15 protein-coding genes are annotated in these 13,898 nt (G+C 75.8%); 8 read left to right on the forward strand and 7 right to left on the reverse strand.

The annotated features are described in order from the left end of the window. Positions 1 to 33: 33 nt before the first annotated feature. Both DQ240_RS15420 and DQ240_RS15425 read left to right on the forward strand, forming a co-directional pair. Positions 34 to 723, forward strand: a complete 690-nt coding sequence (locus DQ240_RS15420) for a hemerythrin domain-containing protein (protein ID WP_113840501.1) — start codon at positions 34 to 36, stop codon at positions 721 to 723. After that, a complete protein-coding gene (locus DQ240_RS15425) occupies positions 720 to 1,184 on the forward strand; it encodes a nitroreductase/quinone reductase family protein (protein ID WP_158548740.1) in 465 nt (154 codons plus the stop codon). Before DQ240_RS15420 ends, DQ240_RS15425 begins: the two co-directional genes overlap by 4 nt. Here the strand turns inward: DQ240_RS15425 and DQ240_RS15430 are convergent. Continuing rightward, entirely contained in the window at positions 1,174 to 3,048 is a 1,875-nt protein-coding gene (locus tag DQ240_RS15430; protein ID WP_199589340.1) for an ABC transporter ATP-binding protein, read from the reverse strand. The genes DQ240_RS15425 and DQ240_RS15430 overlap by 11 nt on opposite strands. Before the next feature lie 120 nt (positions 3,049 to 3,168). Beyond that, on the reverse strand, positions 3,169 to 3,504 hold the full coding sequence (locus DQ240_RS15435) for a tetratricopeptide repeat protein (protein ID WP_199589337.1): 336 nt from the start codon (positions 3,502 to 3,504) through the stop codon (positions 3,169 to 3,171). Positions 3,505 to 3,621: 117 nt separating this feature from the next. Here DQ240_RS15435 and DQ240_RS15440 point away from each other — a divergent pair, with 117 nt between their 5' ends. Both DQ240_RS15440 and DQ240_RS15445 read left to right on the forward strand, forming a co-directional pair. Further along, the gene (locus DQ240_RS15440; protein WP_113840503.1) at positions 3,622 to 4,302 is read left to right on the forward strand and encodes a DUF4383 domain-containing protein; all 681 of its coding nucleotides are present in this window, start codon (positions 3,622 to 3,624) and stop codon (positions 4,300 to 4,302) included. A 36-nt stretch (positions 4,303 to 4,338) separates the two neighbouring features. Continuing rightward, positions 4,339 to 5,499 (forward strand): nitrite/sulfite reductase, encoded by a 1,161-nt coding sequence (locus tag DQ240_RS15445; RefSeq protein WP_113840504.1) that lies wholly within the window; start codon positions 4,339 to 4,341, stop codon positions 5,497 to 5,499. Positions 5,500 to 5,525: 26 nt separating this feature from the next. On the opposite strand, the gene DQ240_RS15450 is transcribed toward DQ240_RS15445, so the two are convergent. Next, the gene (locus DQ240_RS15450; RefSeq protein WP_113840505.1) at positions 5,526 to 6,707 is read right to left on the reverse strand and encodes a glucose-1-phosphate adenylyltransferase family protein; all 1,182 of its coding nucleotides are present in this window, start codon (positions 6,705 to 6,707) and stop codon (positions 5,526 to 5,528) included. Between the two features lie 74 nt (positions 6,708 to 6,781). Between DQ240_RS15450 and DQ240_RS15455 the strand changes: the two genes are divergently transcribed. From DQ240_RS15455 to DQ240_RS15465, 3 genes are all read left to right on the forward strand, one after another. Then, complete coding sequence (locus DQ240_RS15455) at positions 6,782 to 7,402, forward strand: precorrin-8X methylmutase (protein ID WP_113840506.1); 621 nt, start codon at positions 6,782 to 6,784, stop codon at positions 7,400 to 7,402. Continuing rightward, entirely contained in the window at positions 7,399 to 8,901 is a 1,503-nt protein-coding gene (locus DQ240_RS15460) for a precorrin-2 C(20)-methyltransferase (RefSeq protein WP_113840507.1), read from the forward strand. Before DQ240_RS15455 ends, DQ240_RS15460 begins: the two co-directional genes overlap by 4 nt. 111 nt (positions 8,902 to 9,012) lie before the next feature. After that, positions 9,013 to 10,245 (forward strand): MFS transporter, encoded by a 1,233-nt coding sequence (locus DQ240_RS15465; RefSeq protein ID WP_233498745.1) that lies wholly within the window; start codon positions 9,013 to 9,015, stop codon positions 10,243 to 10,245. A gap of 4 nt (positions 10,246 to 10,249) precedes the next feature. Here DQ240_RS15465 and DQ240_RS15470 read toward each other — a convergent pair whose 3' ends face one another. From DQ240_RS15470 to DQ240_RS15485, 4 genes are read right to left on the reverse strand one after another with little or no spacing between them, the layout of a single operon-like run. Further along, a complete protein-coding gene (locus tag DQ240_RS15470; protein WP_113840564.1) occupies positions 10,250 to 10,870 on the reverse strand; it encodes a flavodoxin family protein in 621 nt (206 codons plus the stop codon). Between the two features lie 29 nt (positions 10,871 to 10,899). Continuing rightward, positions 10,900 to 11,550, reverse strand: a complete 651-nt coding sequence (locus DQ240_RS15475; protein ID WP_113840565.1) for an HAD hydrolase-like protein — start codon at positions 11,548 to 11,550, stop codon at positions 10,900 to 10,902. After that, positions 11,547 to 12,041, reverse strand: a complete 495-nt coding sequence (locus tag DQ240_RS15480) for an FBP domain-containing protein (RefSeq protein WP_113840509.1) — start codon at positions 12,039 to 12,041, stop codon at positions 11,547 to 11,549. The genes DQ240_RS15475 and DQ240_RS15480 overlap by 4 nt, the downstream gene beginning before the upstream one ends. Then, a complete protein-coding gene (locus DQ240_RS15485) occupies positions 12,029 to 12,772 on the reverse strand; it encodes a cobalt-precorrin-6A reductase (protein ID WP_113840510.1) in 744 nt (247 codons plus the stop codon). The genes DQ240_RS15480 and DQ240_RS15485 overlap by 13 nt, the downstream gene beginning before the upstream one ends. A gap of 26 nt (positions 12,773 to 12,798) precedes the next feature. On the opposite strand from DQ240_RS15485, the gene DQ240_RS15490 reads away from it, so the two are divergent. Then, positions 12,799 to 13,881: a cobalt-precorrin-5B (C(1))-methyltransferase gene (locus DQ240_RS15490; protein ID WP_113840511.1), complete on the forward strand. Its 1,083-nt coding sequence runs from the start codon at positions 12,799 to 12,801 to the stop codon at positions 13,879 to 13,881. Positions 13,882 to 13,898 lie beyond the last annotated feature (17 nt).

Below are 13,898 nucleotides of genomic sequence, written 5' to 3' on the forward strand. Positions count from 1 at the left end.
TTTATTAACGCTCTACCCAATAGGGAGGACACCGTGACCGCCGTTCCCCAGCTGCTGCTCGAGGGTCAGGCCGCTGCCCCCGAGGGCCCGATCGACCTCGCCGCCATGTACCTGATGCACCGCGGCTACCGGCGCGACACCGCCGCCTTCGCCGCCGTCGTCCCCACGGTCGACCCCGACGACCGCGCCCGGTGGGCACTGCTGGCCCGCCGCTACGCGCTGTTCGCCGGGATCCTCCACAAGCACCACTCCGGCGAGGACCGCGGCATGTGGCCCCTGCTCGCCGAGCGCGGCGCCGACCGGACCGTGCTCGACGCGCTGGAGGCCGACCACGCGGGCATCGACCCGCTGCTCACCGCCGCGCAGGCCGACCTCGACGCCCTGGCCGCCGGGACCGCCGGACCCGGCACCCGCGAGCGTCTGACGACCACCCTGGCGCGACTGCGCGACGACCTCGGCGCCCACCTGGGCCGCGAGGAGCGCGACGGCATGGCCCTGGTGCAGCGGTACCTCACGCAGGAGGACTGGGACCGGCTCGACCGGGAGGTCTTCGCCGCCGACTACACGCCCCGCGAGGTGCCCGCGACGCTCGGCTGGGTGGCGAACGGTCTGACCGACGAGCAGGTGCGCCGCCTGCCCGGCGCCAACCCGGTCCTCCTCGCCGTCGCCCGGTTCATGGCCCGCCGCGCGGCGCGGCGCGACGCCCTGGTGTTCGGCCGGTGACCCGCGACGCGGTCCTGACCCTGGTCAGCCGGCACGTCGCGCGGTTGCACACGCGGGTGCTGCGGCGGACCGGCGGCCGGGTCGGCGCCCGGTGGCTCGGCGGGGACGTCGTCCTGCTCACCACCCGCGGCCGCGTCTCCGGCCGGGAGCGCACGACCCCGGTCCTCTTCGTCCGCGACGGCGAGGACCTCGTGGTGGCCGCCTCCAACGGCGGGATCGACGCCGAGCCGCAGTGGTGGCTGAACCTCCGGGCCGATCCCCGGGGCGCGGTGGAGGTGGGCGGACGCCGCACCGCGGTGGTCGCGAGCGCCGTCGCCGACACCGACCGGCAGCGGCTGTGGGACGCGCTGATGGGCCGGTGCGACGCCTACGACGGCTACCAGGCGCGGGTGTCCCGCCGGATCGCCCTGGTGCGCCTCTCCCCGGGCGGCACCCCTCCCCCGCCCGCGATCACGGGGTGAGGACGGGGGCGGGCTCCTCGAACTGGGTGCGGTACAGCTCGGCGTAGCGCCCGCCGGAGGCGAGCAGCTCCGCGTGCCGGCCACGCTCGACGATCCGGCCGGCCTCCAGCACGAGGATGCAGTCGGCCGCCCGCACGGTCGACAGCCGGTGGGCGATGACGATGGCCGTACGACCCTCCAGCGCCTCGTCCAGCGCGGCCTGCACCGCGGCCTCCGACGTCGAGTCCAGGTGGGCGGTGGCCTCGTCGAGCAGCACCACGCGCGGGCGGGGGAGCAGCAGCCGGGCGATGGTCAGCCGCTGCCGCTCGCCACCCGACAGCCGGTAGCCCCGCTCGCCGACCACGGTGTCCAGCCCGTCGGGCAACGCGTGCACGAGGTCGGCCAGCCGGGCGCGGGACAGTGCGGCCCACAGCTCGTCGTCGGTCGCCTCGGGCGCGGCCAGCAGCAGGTTCGACCGCAGCGACTCGTGGAACAGGTGCCCGTCCTGGGTGACCAGTCCGAGGGTGCGGCGGATCGCGGCGAACGACAGGTCGCGGACGTCGATCCCGCCCAGCCGGACCGCGCCCGCGTCGACGTCGTACAGCCGCGGCAGCAGCGACGCGATCGTGGACTTCCCCGCCCCCGAGGAGCCGACGATCGCCACGACCTGCCCCGGCTGGACGGTGAACGACACGTCGTGCAGGACGTCGACCCCGCCGCGGGAGTCCAGCTGGGCGACGTCCTCCAGCGAGGCCAGCGACACCTTGTCCGCCGACGGGTAGCCGAAGGTCACGCCGTCGAACTCCACCGACACCGGGCCCTCGGGCACGTCACGGGCGTCGGGCCGCTCGCGGACCAGCGGCTCCAGGTCCAGCACCTCGAAGACCCGCTCGAAGCTGACCATCGCCGAGGAGATGTCCACGCGGGCGCTGGCCAGCGCGGTCAGCGGTGCGTAGAGCCGGGTCAGCAGCAGCGCGAGGGCGACCACGGCGCCGGGGTCCAGCGAGCCGCGCAGCGCGTAGTAGCCGCCGAGCCCGTAGACGAGCGCCAGGGCGAGCGCCGAGACGAGCATCAGCGCGCTGACGAAGGCCCACTGCACCATCGCCGTCCGGACGCCGATGTCGCGCACCCGGCCCGCGCGCGAGGCGTACTCCGCCGACTCGCGGTCGGGCCGCCCGAAGAGCTTGATGAGGGTCGCGCCGGGCGCGGAGAACCGCTCGGTGGTCTGGTCGGTCATCGCCGCGTTGTGGTCGGCGGCGGCGCGCCCGAGGTCGGCCAGCCGGGCGCCGATCCGCCGGGCCGGCAGCAGGAACGCCGGCAGCAGCAGCAGGGACAGCACGGTCACCTGCCACGACAGCGTCAGCATCACCGCGCCGGTCAGCACCAGGGTCACCGTGTTGCTGACGACGCCGGCGAGCGTGTCGCTGAACGCCCGCTGCGCCCCGATGACGTCGTTGTTCAGCCGCGAGACCAGCGCGCCGGTGCGGGTGCGGGTGAAGAACGCGACCGGCATCCGCTGCACGTGGTCGAAGACGGCGGTGCGCAGGTCGAGGATCAGCCCCTCGCCGAGGCTGGCCGACAGGAACCGGCCGAGCAGCGACAGGCCGGTGCCGGCGACCGCGATGACGGCGATGAGCACCGCGAGCCACACCACGACCGAGGTGTCGCTGCCCTCGACGATCGCGTCCACGACCCGCCCGGCCAGCAGCGGCGTCGCCACGGTGAGCACGGCCTCGACGACGCCCACGGCGACGAACGCACCGATCCGGCGCCGGTGCGGCCGGGCGAACTCCAGGACCCGGCGGACGGTCGACCACGAGAACGGACGGCGCTCGGTGCGGCCGTGCATCGCGTTCGACAGCGCCGACCACGCCGTCATCTCCATGCTCACGGCGGCGACGCTAGGACCTCCAGCCCACTGGAGGTCAACGACCGTTCGTGCGGACCCGTGTGCGGAATGGCGGTTCTGCACGGTGCAGAACCGCCATTCCGCACGGGAGCGGGCTCAGCGGGTGGCGCCCAGGGCGTCGGCCAGCCGGTGGTGGATGGCGGCCTCGTCGCCCCGGCTCTGCCGCTCGAGGGTGCGGGCCAGCGCGCGGCGGGCCCAGGCGTTGGACGGGGCGAGCTCCACGAGCCGGCCGAGCGCCTCCTCGGCGCGGGTGAGCTGCGCGGAGGCGAAGTAGCTGCGGGCGAGCAGTTCGAGCGCGGCCTCGTTGGCCGGTTCGGCCTCGACCACCGGCGCCAGGATCCGCGCGGCCTCGGTCGGCTGCCCCATGGAGAGGAACAGGTCCGCGCGCAGGTACTCCGAGTGCAGGTCCATCTCGAACGGCTGGGTGGTCATGCCCGGACAACACGCCCGAGTCGCGAACGATTTCGTGGCGCACGTCCTAACGGGCGCATCCGGAGTACGGAGCGGCGCGGAAGCCCAGGTGTCGTCCCGAACAACGAGGAGACCGCCATGACCCTGCACCTCTCCCGCCCCCACCGGACCCGGGCCTCCGGGGCCACCGCCCTCACCCCCGGCCAGCGCGTGCCGGTGGTGCACCGCATCGGCGCGCTGGTCGTCGCCGCGGTCATCGCCGTGTTCGGCGTGCTCGGCCTGCTCGACGGCCTCGACTTCTTCTCCACCGACGGCGGGGACGTGCTGGGCCTGAGCTCCAACGGCCTGCTCTCCACGATCTCGATCGCCACCGCCGCGGTGCTCGTCTTCTCCGCGTTCCGCAGCCCCCGCACCGCGTCGACCGTCATGATCGTCGTCGGTGTGCTGTTCCTGCTCTCGGCGCTGGTCAACCTCGCAGTGCTGGAGACCGGGGCGAACGTGCTCGCCTTCCGGTGGCCCAACGTCGTCTTCTCCGTCGTCGCCGGCCTCGTCCTGCTGCTGCTGGGCGCCTACGGCCGGGTCAGCGGCAACCTGCCCGCGGACAGCCCGTACGCCAAGCCGGCCGACGACGACCCCGAGCCCGTGGACGAGTCGCCGTCCACGCCGCAGGAGTACGCCGCGGAGCGGGCGATGCGCGACGCGGAGGTGGCCGTGGTGCAGCACCGGGCCACCCCCGACCAGCAGCGCCGGGTGGCGGCCATGGCCGAGGTGCGCAGCCGGGCCGACCGCCGTCGGGTCTGGATGTCGTTCGACCGATGAGGTGGCGGCCGCGGGGCACGTAGCCTCGCTGCCGTCATGAGCAGCCCCCTCCGCGACCGCGTCGACGCCTGCCCCGGCGCGCTGCAGACCCATGCCGCCGCCGACGGCGGGCTGGCCCGCGTGCGGGTGCCCGGCGGCCTGGTCTCCCCCGCCCAGCTGCGCGTGCTGGCCGCCGCCGCCCGCGAGCTCGGCGACGGCGCGCTGGAGCTGACCAGCCGCGGCAACCTCCAGCTGCGCGGGCTGCCGGCCGGCGCGGAGACGTCGCTGGGCGACCGGCTGGCCGACGCCGGGCTGCTGCCCAGCGAGACGCACGAGCGGGTGCGCAACGTCCTGGCCAGCACGCTCTCGGGACGGACGGCGGGCGGCACGCTCGACGTCACGCCGTGGGTCGCGGCGCTCGACGCCGGGCTGTGCGCCGACCCCGCGCTGGCCGACCTCCCCGGCCGGTACCTGGCCACGCTCGACGACGGCCGCGGCGACGTCGCCGGTCTCGGTGGGGACGTCGGCCTGGTCGCGCTCGACGCCGGCACCGTGGCGCTGACCCTCGCCGGAGCCGACAGCGGGCTGCGGTGCGCCCCGCCCGACGCCGTGGAGCTGGCCCTCGCGGCGACCCGCGCCTTCCTCGCCGAGCGCACCGCCCAGGCCAGCACCGCGTGGCGCCTCGCCGAGCTCGACGACGGCCCCGCCCGCGTCGCCGAGCGAGTGGGGACCTCGATGAGCGTTTCGCGCGCGGAGGTCCGGGGACTCTCGCGCGCGAAAGGCTCACTCCGCGCCGGCGTCGTCCCCCAGCTCGACGGGCGGACGGCGCTCGTGGCAGTCGTCCCGCTCGGCCGGCTGACGGCGGCGCAGGCGGAGCTGCTCGCGGCCACGGCGCCGACGGGTCTGCAGGTGACGCCGGGGCGCGCGGTCGCCGTCCCCGACCTGCCGGACGCCTCCGCGGCGGCCGCCCTCACCGCCGCCGGTCTCGTCCTCGACCCCGGCAGCCCGTGGTTGCAGGTGACCGCCTGCGCCGGCCGGCCGGGGTGCGCGAAGTCACTGGCCGACGTGCGGGCCGACGCCGCCTCCGCCGTCGCCACCGGGACGCTGCCGGCCGGCGGCGCCCGCCAGCACTGGGCCGGGTGCGGACGCCGCTGCGGCCGGCCGCGGGGCGAGGTCGTCGACGTCGTCGCGACGCCGGCCGGCTACTCGATCGGCTGAGGAGCGTTTCGCGCGCGAAACGCTCCTCAATCGGACTCGGGGTCGGGGAAGCGGGCGCCGGCGGCGATCTCCGCGCCGTCCTCGACCCGCACCCCGCGGCCGACCAGCGTGATGTCGCCGTCCCCACCGACCGAGGCGCCGCCGCCGACGTCCACGCGGTCGTCGATCACGGCGCGGGTCACCGTGGCCCCCGCCCGCACCCGCACCCCGGGCAGCAGCACCGAGTCCACGACCGTCGCGCCGGCCTCCACGATCACGCCGGGCGAGAGCACCGACCCGCGCACGTCGCCGGAGACCCGCGTCCCGCCGGAGAGCAGGCTGTTCTCGATCCGCCCGTCGTCGAGCACCCGCGCCGCGCTGTGCCGGCCGCCGCGGGTGTGCACCGGCCACGCGTGCTCGTCGAGGTCCAGCGGCGGCTCCTCGGCCAGGAAGTCCTGGTGCGCCTCCCAGTACGAGGTCACGGTGCCGACGTCGCGCCAGTAGCCGTCGAACCGGAACGCGCGCGCGGCGCCGTCCCCGGTCTGGGCGGGCAGCAGGTGCGAGCCGAGGTCCTCGAGCCCGTCGTCCCCCACCTCGTCGGCCAGCGCCTCCAGCCGGTCGAGGGTCGGCCGCGGGCTGAAGACGAACACCTCGTTGGTGGCCGTCGTCGTCGCCGGCTCGTCGGGCTTGTAGGCGTAATCGGCGACCCGGCCGTCGTCCCCGACCCGGACGATCCCGTAGCGCGCGGCGTCGTCGGCGGCGACCTCGGTGGTCACCATCGTGACCTCGGCGCCGGAGCCGAGGTGGGCGTCGACGACCTCCCGGTAGTCGAGCTTGTAGACGGCGTCGGAGCTGACGACGACGAGCGCGTCGGGGTCGAAGCCGCGGACCAGCTCGGCCTGCCGCCACAGCCCGTCGGCGGTGCCCTCGGTCCACCCGCCGCGCTCGTTGCCCTGGAACGGCGGCAGCATCATCAGCCCGCCGGTGGTGCGGTCCAGGTCCCACGGGCGGCCGTTGGCCAGGTGCTCGGACACCGACTGCGGCTGGTACTGCACCGAGACCCACACGTCGGCGATGCCGGAGTGCTGGCAGTTGGACAGCGGGAAGTCGATGAGCCGGTAGACCCCGGCGAAGGGGACGGCGGGCTTGGCGCGCGTCTCGGTCAGCAGTTCGAGGCGGTTGCCCTTGCCGCCGGCGAGGACGAGGACGAGGACGCGGGGAAGGGCCATGTCGACCCCGGTACCCGCGCACGACGGCGTCCCGAACCCGATGTCGGTGTTACCGGCACGTAGCCTCCTGGCCGATGTACGCCTACGAGAAGGACGGCGCCGAGATCTACCGGCAGTCGTTCGCCACCATCCGCGCCGAGGCCGATCTGGCCGGGCTGCCCGAGGACGTCTCCCGGGTCGTGGTCCGGATGATCCACGCCTGTGGCCAGGTGGACCTGGTCCCCGACGTCGCCTTCTCCCCCGCCGTGGTCTCCCGCGCCCGGGCCGCGCTGGACGCCGGGGCACCGGTGCTCTGCGACGCGCAGATGGTCGCCTCCGGCGTGACCCGCAAGCGGCTGCCGGCGGGCAACGACGTCGTCTGCACGCTGAACGACCCGCGGGTGCCCGGCCTGGCCGCCGAGCTCGGCACCACCCGCAGCGCCGCGGCGCTGGAGCTGTGGCGCGACCGGCTCGAGGGGGCCGTGGTGGCGATCGGCAACGCGCCGACGGCGCTGTTCCACCTGCTGGAGATGGTCGAGGCCGGGGCGCCGCGGCCGGCCGCCGTCCTCGGCATCCCGGTCGGCTTCATCGGGGCCGCCGAGTCCAAGGACGCGCTGGCCGCCACCGACCTGGAGCACCTGGTGGTGCGCGGGCGGCGCGGCGGCAGCGCGATGACCGCGGCGGCGGTCAACGCGATCGCGAGCGACGTCGAATGAGCGGCCGTCTGTACGGGGTCGGGCTCGGTCCCGGAGACCCGGAGCTGGTCACGGTCAAGGCCGCGCGGCTCATCGGCGCGGCCGACGTCGTCGCCTTCCACGCCGCGCAGCACGGCCGGTCGGTGGCCCGGGCGCTGGCGGCGCCCTACCTGCGCGCCGGCCAGGTCGAGGAGCTGCTGGTCTACCCGGTCACCACCGAGACCACCGACCACCCCGGCGGCTACCAGGGCGCCATCGACGAGTTCTACGAGGCCGCCGCCGCGCGCCTGGCCGCGCACCTGGACGCCGGCCGGGACGTCGTCGTCCTGGCCGAGGGCGACCCGCTCTTCTACGGCTCGTACATGCACATGCACAAGCGGCTGGCGCACCGGTACCCGACCGAGGTCGTGCCCGGCGTGACCAGCGTCAGCGGCGCCGCCGCCGCGGTCGGCCGGCCGCTGGTGGAGCGCGACGAGGTGCTCACCGTGCTGCCCGGCACGCTGCCCACCGAGGAGCTCGCCGAGTGGCTGGCGACCACCGACTCGGCCGCGGTGATGAAGCTCGGCCGCACGTTCCGCTCGGTGCGCGACGCCTTCGAGGAGGCGGGCGTGCTCGACCGGGCGCTGTACGTGGAGCGGGCGACCACCGAGCGCCAGCGCACCATGCCGCTGGCCGAGGTCGACCCGGACACCGTGCCGTACTTCTCCCTCGCGCTGCTGCCCAGCCCGCTGACCGAGCCCACCCCCGGCCCCGAGCAGTACGACGAGGACCGGCCGCGCACCGGCGAGGTCGTCGTGGTCGGCCTGGGCCCCGGCCAGCGCTCGTGGACGACGCCGGAGGTCGCCGCGGCCCTCGCCGCCGCCGACGACCTCATCGGCTACGGCCCCTACCTGGACCGGGTGGAGGTCAACCCGCGGCAGACCCGGCACGCCAGCGACAACCGCGTCGAGGCCGAGCGGGCGGCGCACGCGCTGGAGCTCGCGCGGTCCGGACGCCGGGTCGCGGTCGTCTCCAGCGGTGACCCCGGCGTCTTCGCGATGGCCGCCGCGGTGCTCGAGGTGGCCGACCGGCCGGAGTTCGCCGGGGTCGCCGTCCGCGTGCTCCCCGGGCTGACCGCGGCGCAGGCGGTGGCCTCCCGCGTGGGCGCCCCGCTGGGCCACGACTTCGCGGTCATCAGCCTCTCGGACGTGCTCAAGCCGTGGGAGGTCGTCCTCGATCGGCTGCGGCACGCCGCCCAGGCCGACCTGGTGCTCGCGCTCTACAACCCCCGGTCCAAGGCCCGCCCGCACCAGCTGGGCGAGGCGCAGAATGCGCTGCTCGACGTCCGCGACGCCGACACGGTGGTCGTGGTCGGCCGCGACGTCGGCGGGCCGGAGGAGAGCGTGCGGGTCACCACCCTCGGCGAGCTCGACCCCGAGACCGTCGACATGCGCTGCCTGGTGCTGGTCGGCTCCTCGCGCACCCGGGTCGGCCCCGGGGGCGCCGTCTACACGCCCCGGACCTACCCCGCCCCCGCCTAGGCATGGGTACCGATACCCCTGTCCCGGAGCCCGGAGGCGGGGGTATCGGTACCCATGCCTGACACGCCCGGGGCGGGAATGCGCCCGGGATCGTTCGCCTTGCGAAGGGTCGTGCCCTCCCCGACGCTCTCGCGCGCGCCCGCGTTCTGGACGGCCGCCGGCCTGCTGCTCCTGGCCCTGGCCGCCTCGGGGGTGCCGACGCCGCTCTACCGCGTCTACTCGGAGCGCTTCGGCTTCGGCCCGGGCACGCTGACCGTCGTCTTCGGCATCTACGCGTTCGCGCTGCTGGTCTCGCTGCTCGTCGTCGGCGGGCTCTCCGACCACGTGGGACGACGTCCGGTGCTGGCCGGGGGCCTGCTGCTCATGGCCGGCGCGATGGTGCTCTTCCTGACCGCGGACGGCGTCGGCTGGCTGATGGTCGCCCGCGTCGTCCAGGGCCTGTCGATGGGCGCCCTGACCGGGACGCTCGGCGCGGTCCTGCTCGACTCCCAGCACCCCGACCGGCCGCTGGGGAACCTGGTCAACAGCGCCTCCCCCGGGTTCGGGCTGTCGGCCGGGGCGGTCGGTGCCGCGGTGGTCGTGGAGTACGTCGCCGAGCCGACCCGCTCGGTGTTCGCCGTCCTCGCCGTCGCCCTCGTCCTCGCCGCGGCCTCGGTGGTGCTGCTGCCGGAGACCTCCCCGCGCGCGCCGGGAGCCCTCGCCTCGCTGCGCCCCTCGGTCCGGGTGCCGCACCCCCAGCGGCCCGGGTTCGTGCTGGCGCTGCCCGTGGTCGCCGCTGCGTGGGCGCTCGGCGGCCTCTACCTCTCCCTGGGCCCGTCGCTGGCCGCGAACGTGTTCGGCGTCGAGGACCACCTCGTCGGCAGCCTGCTGGTGCTGGCGCAGCAGGGGTCGGCGGCCCTCGGTGCGATCCTCGGCCGCGACGTCGGGCGGGAGCGCGCGATGGTCGGCGGCGCGCTGCTGTTCGCCACCGGCGTCCTGGGCACCATCGCCGCGCTGCTGACGGAGTCCATCGCGGTCATGTTCGCCTCCGCGGTCGTCTCCGGCCTCGGCTTCGGGCTCTCCTTCCTCGGCGCCGTCGCCACCATCACCGCCGGGGTCGCGCCGGCGGAGCGGGCCGGGCTGCTGTCGGCGGTCTTCGTCGTCGGCTACCTCAGCTTCAGCGTCCCGGCGATCGTCGCCGGCACCGTCTCCTCCTCGGTCGGGCTCCGGACGGTCGCCGAGGTGTACGCCGGCGTCCTCGTCGTCCTAGCGCTGACGGCGGTGGCCGGCGTCCTGCTGCGCCGCCGCAGCGTCCGGCGGGCGGACGCCGCAGCCGCGGAGCCCGCCCGCTCGCTCGTCGCCTGAGCGGTCAGCGCCCCGGGTACGGGGTGGCCTTGAGCGCCCGCGCCAGGTGCGCGGCGTTCTCCGCGAGGGTCGTCGTGGTGGAGGCGACCGCCTCCGGGGTCTCGTCGAGGTCGAGGTAGTCGCGGCTGCCCATCGCCTCGTCGTTCCAGTACGTCCCGCCCTGGGCCGGGATCGTGAAGCCGATGTCGTTGAGGCCCTGCATCAGGTCGGCGGTGATCTTGTGCGCGCCGTCCTCGTTGCCGACGACGGCGGTGACCGCGACCTTGCTGGTGACCAGGGGCCGGCCGGAGTCGTCGGTCTCCGACAGCTCCCCGTCCAGCCGCTCCAGCACCCGCTGGGCGACGCTGCTCATGTGCCCCACCCAGGTCGGGGTGGCGACGACCAGGATGTCGGCGGCCATCATCCGCCCGCGGATCGCCGGCCAGGCGTCGCCCTCGCCCATGTCCACCTCGACGCCGGGCTTCACGTCGTGGTCGACGACGCGGACGACGTCGCCGGTGACGCCGTGCTCGGCGAGGGCCGCGAGCACCTCGCGGGCCATCTTCTCGCTGCTCGAGGGCTTCGGGGAGGGCGACAGGGTGCAGATCAGGGCAAGGGCGGTCAGGGGCGACGCGGTCTCGGTCATGTCGACCCCGTGCCCCGGTCGGTTGCGCACTACACGTCGGCGAGCAGGCCCCTGACCTGCGCCGGGGTGGCCGCTATGACCGCACCCGCCGCGCGCAGCTCGTCCGGCGCCGGCCCCCAGCCGGCGCCGATGCAGGGCAGCCCGTGGGCGGCGGCACCCAGGACGTCGTGCTCCCGGTCGCCGACCAGCACCGGCCGCGCTCCCCCGGGGTGCGCGGCGAGCGCGGCGGCCACGACCTGGTCCTTGTGCCGCACGGCGCCGTCGAGGGTCGCGCCGTGCACCGAGGCGAAGGCGTCGCGCAGCCCGGTGTGCTCGAGCACCCGGACGGCGAACGGCTCCGGCTTGCTGGTGGCGACCGCCAGCACCGCTCCCGCCGCGCGCAGCCCGGCCAGCAGGTCGCGGACGCCGTCGTACACGGTGACATCGAGCAGCGCCCCGGCCGAGTAGTGCGCCCGGTAGGCGGCCACGGCGCGCGGCACGTCGTCGGCCGGGACGCCGAGGACGAGCGCGAAACCGTCCTGCAGCGGCGGGCCGACCATGTCGCGCAGCTGCGCCGGGCTCGGCTCCGGCAGGCCGAGTTCCGCCGTCGCGACCCGGACCGACGCCCCGATGCCGGGGGTGGAGTCGACGAGCGTGCCGTCGAGGTCGAACAGGACCAGCCGGCCGTGCAGCGCGCTCAGGAGCCGAGCACCGAGTCGAGGAAGCCGTGCACGCGCGTGCGCAGCTCCGCCGTCCGCTCCGCGGCGACCTCGTCCGGGTCGCGCTCGCGCAGCCACGGCGGGATCTCGGTGCGCGCCCGCTGCGCGCAGCCCAGGTCGGCGCAGATGTAGGTGCCGACCGTGTTGCCGTTGCGCCCGGACTCGCCGCTGCGCCGGGCGGTGAACAGCGAGATGGCGTCGCCGGTCTGCGCGGTCTGGCAGAGCAGGCACATGGCCGCCGTCCGGCTGGACATCCTCGTGTCGGCGGCGCGCAGCGCGATGCCCACCGGCCGGCCCTCCCGGCGGACGACGAGGTAGCCGCGCAGCGGGGCCTTCGCGTCCCGCCAGCCGAGCAGCTCCAGGTCCTCCCACGGCAGCTGGTCGAGCTCGCGGGGCAGGGTGACCGAGTTCGCCTCGCCCTTGGAGCAGTTGACGAAGGAGCGGCGGATCTGTTGCTCGGTCAGGGGTTCCACGTCTGTCGAGTATCCGCCAGCCAGTCCAGCGCTTTCTCGACCGTGGCGACGACCGGGACCCCGTCGGGCAGCGGCGGGCGGCGGACCAGCACCACCGGGACGCCCAGGTCCCGGGCGGCGGTGAGCTTGGCCGCCGTCATGGCGCCGCCGCTGTCCTTGGTCACCAGCACCTCGACGGCGTGCTCGCGCAGGAGCGCCGTCTCCTCCTCGACGGTGAACGGCCCGCGGGCGAGCACCACGGTGGTGCGCGGCGGCAGCGGCGGGTCCGGCGGGTCGACCGAGCGCACCAGCACCGCGCCGGTCAGGCCGGCGAAGGCGGCGAGCCCCTGGCGGCCCGTGGTGAGGAAGATCGACGCCGCGTCCCGGACCGACCCGGCCGCCTCCTCGAGGGAGTCCACCCAACGCCAGTCGTCGCCGGGGCCGGCCGACCAGCCGGGGCGCTGCAGCCGCAGCAGCGGGGTGCCGGTGGCGGCGGTCGCCGCCGCGGCGTTGCGCGTGATGGCCGCGGCGAACGGATGCGTCGCGTCGACGACGGCGTCGACCTCCCCCAGCGCCTCCGCCAGCCCCTCGACACCGCCGAACCCACCGACCCGGACCTCACCGGGCGGGAGCACCGGGTCGGCCACCCGGCCGGCCAGCGAGCTCAGGACGTCGACGCCGGCCGCGACGAGCGCGGTGGCCAGTCGGCGCGCCTCGCCGGTGCCGCCCAGCACGAGCACCCGCGGGCTCATCGCACCCGCCCAGGCATGCTGGTGCCGTGAGCAGGGAGGGCAGCGGGCTGCGCCACGGCTGGACGACGGGCGCCTGCGCGACCGCCGCGGCCACGGCGGCGTACACCGCGCTGCTCACCGGCGAGTTCCCCGACCCGGTGACGATCGACCTGCCGAACGACCGGCACCCCTCGTTCGCGCTGGCCCGGGAGGCGCTGGTGCCCGGCGCCGAGGCGACCGTCGGGATCGTCAAGGACGCCGGCGACGACCCCGACGTCACCCACGGCGCGCTGGTCTCCTCGCGCGTGCTGCTCGGGGAGCCCGGCTCCGGCACCGTCTTCCGCGCCGGCGCGGGAGTCGGCACGGTGACCAAGCCGGGGCTCCCGCTGGCCGTGGGCGAGCCGGCGATCAACCCGATGCCCCGGCAGTTCATCACCGAGCACGTGGCCGCGGTCGCCGCCCGGCACGGGGGCACCGGCGACGTCGTCGTCGAGGTGTCGGTGGAGGACGGCGAGGAGCTGGCCCGGCGCACCTGGAACCCGCGGCTGGGCATCCTCGGCGGGCTGTCGATCCTCGGCACCACCGGCGTCGTCGTGCCGTACTCGTGCTCGTCGTGGATCGACTCGATCCGCCGCGGCATCGACGTCGCCCGCGCGGCCGGGCGCACCCACGTGGCCGGGTGCACCGGCTCGACCAGCGAGCGGGTCGCGCAGGAGCTGCACGGCCTCCCCGAGGACGCGCTGCTCGACATGGGCGACTTCGCCGGCGCGGTGCTCAAGTACCTGCGCCGCCACCCCGTGCCGCGGCTGACCGTGGCCGGGGGCATCGGCAAGCTGGCCAAGCTCGCCGAGGGGCACCTGGACCTGCACTCGGGCCGCTCGCAGGTGTCGTTCGAGGCGCTCGCCACGCTGGTCCGGGACGCGGGGGGCGCGCCGTCCCTGGTCGAGGGCGTGCGCGGCGCCAACACCGCGCTCGACGCGCTCCAGCAGTGCTCGGCCGCGGGGTTCCCGCTGGGCGACCTGGTGGCGGCCGGGGCCCGGGACACCGCGCTCGGCGTGCTCCGCGGCGCTCCGGTCGAGGTCGACGTCGTGGTGATCGACCGCGCCGGCACGATCGTCGGCCGCGCCTGAGCGGAGTCGCTCGAGCG

This window comes from Blastococcus sp. TF02A-26 (genome assembly GCF_003319125.1).
GTDB lineage: Bacteria > Actinomycetota > Actinomycetes > Mycobacteriales > Geodermatophilaceae > Trujillonella.

Excerpts from the sequence above, each read along its gene's own strand:
- DQ240_RS15430 (WP_199589340.1), bottom strand. The coding sequence starts at position 3,048 with ATGGAGATGACGGCGTGGTCGGCGCTGTCGAACGCGATGCACGGCCGC.
- DQ240_RS15435 (WP_199589337.1), bottom strand. The coding sequence starts at position 3,504 with ATGACCACCCAGCCGTTCGAGATGGACCTGCACTCGGAGTACCTGCGC.
- DQ240_RS15440 (WP_113840503.1), top strand. The coding sequence starts at position 3,622 with ATGACCCTGCACCTCTCCCGCCCCCACCGGACCCGGGCCTCCGGGGCC.
- DQ240_RS15445 (WP_113840504.1), top strand. The coding sequence starts at position 4,339 with ATGAGCAGCCCCCTCCGCGACCGCGTCGACGCCTGCCCCGGCGCGCTG.
- DQ240_RS15450 (WP_113840505.1), bottom strand. The coding sequence starts at position 6,707 with ATGGCCCTTCCCCGCGTCCTCGTCCTCGTCCTCGCCGGCGGCAAGGGC.
- DQ240_RS15455 (WP_113840506.1), top strand. The coding sequence starts at position 6,782 with ATGTACGCCTACGAGAAGGACGGCGCCGAGATCTACCGGCAGTCGTTC.
- DQ240_RS15460 (WP_113840507.1), top strand. The coding sequence starts at position 7,399 with ATGAGCGGCCGTCTGTACGGGGTCGGGCTCGGTCCCGGAGACCCGGAG.
- DQ240_RS15470 (WP_113840564.1), bottom strand. The coding sequence starts at position 10,870 with ATGACCGAGACCGCGTCGCCCCTGACCGCCCTTGCCCTGATCTGCACC.
- DQ240_RS15485 (WP_113840510.1), bottom strand. The coding sequence starts at position 12,772 with ATGAGCCCGCGGGTGCTCGTGCTGGGCGGCACCGGCGAGGCGCGCCGA.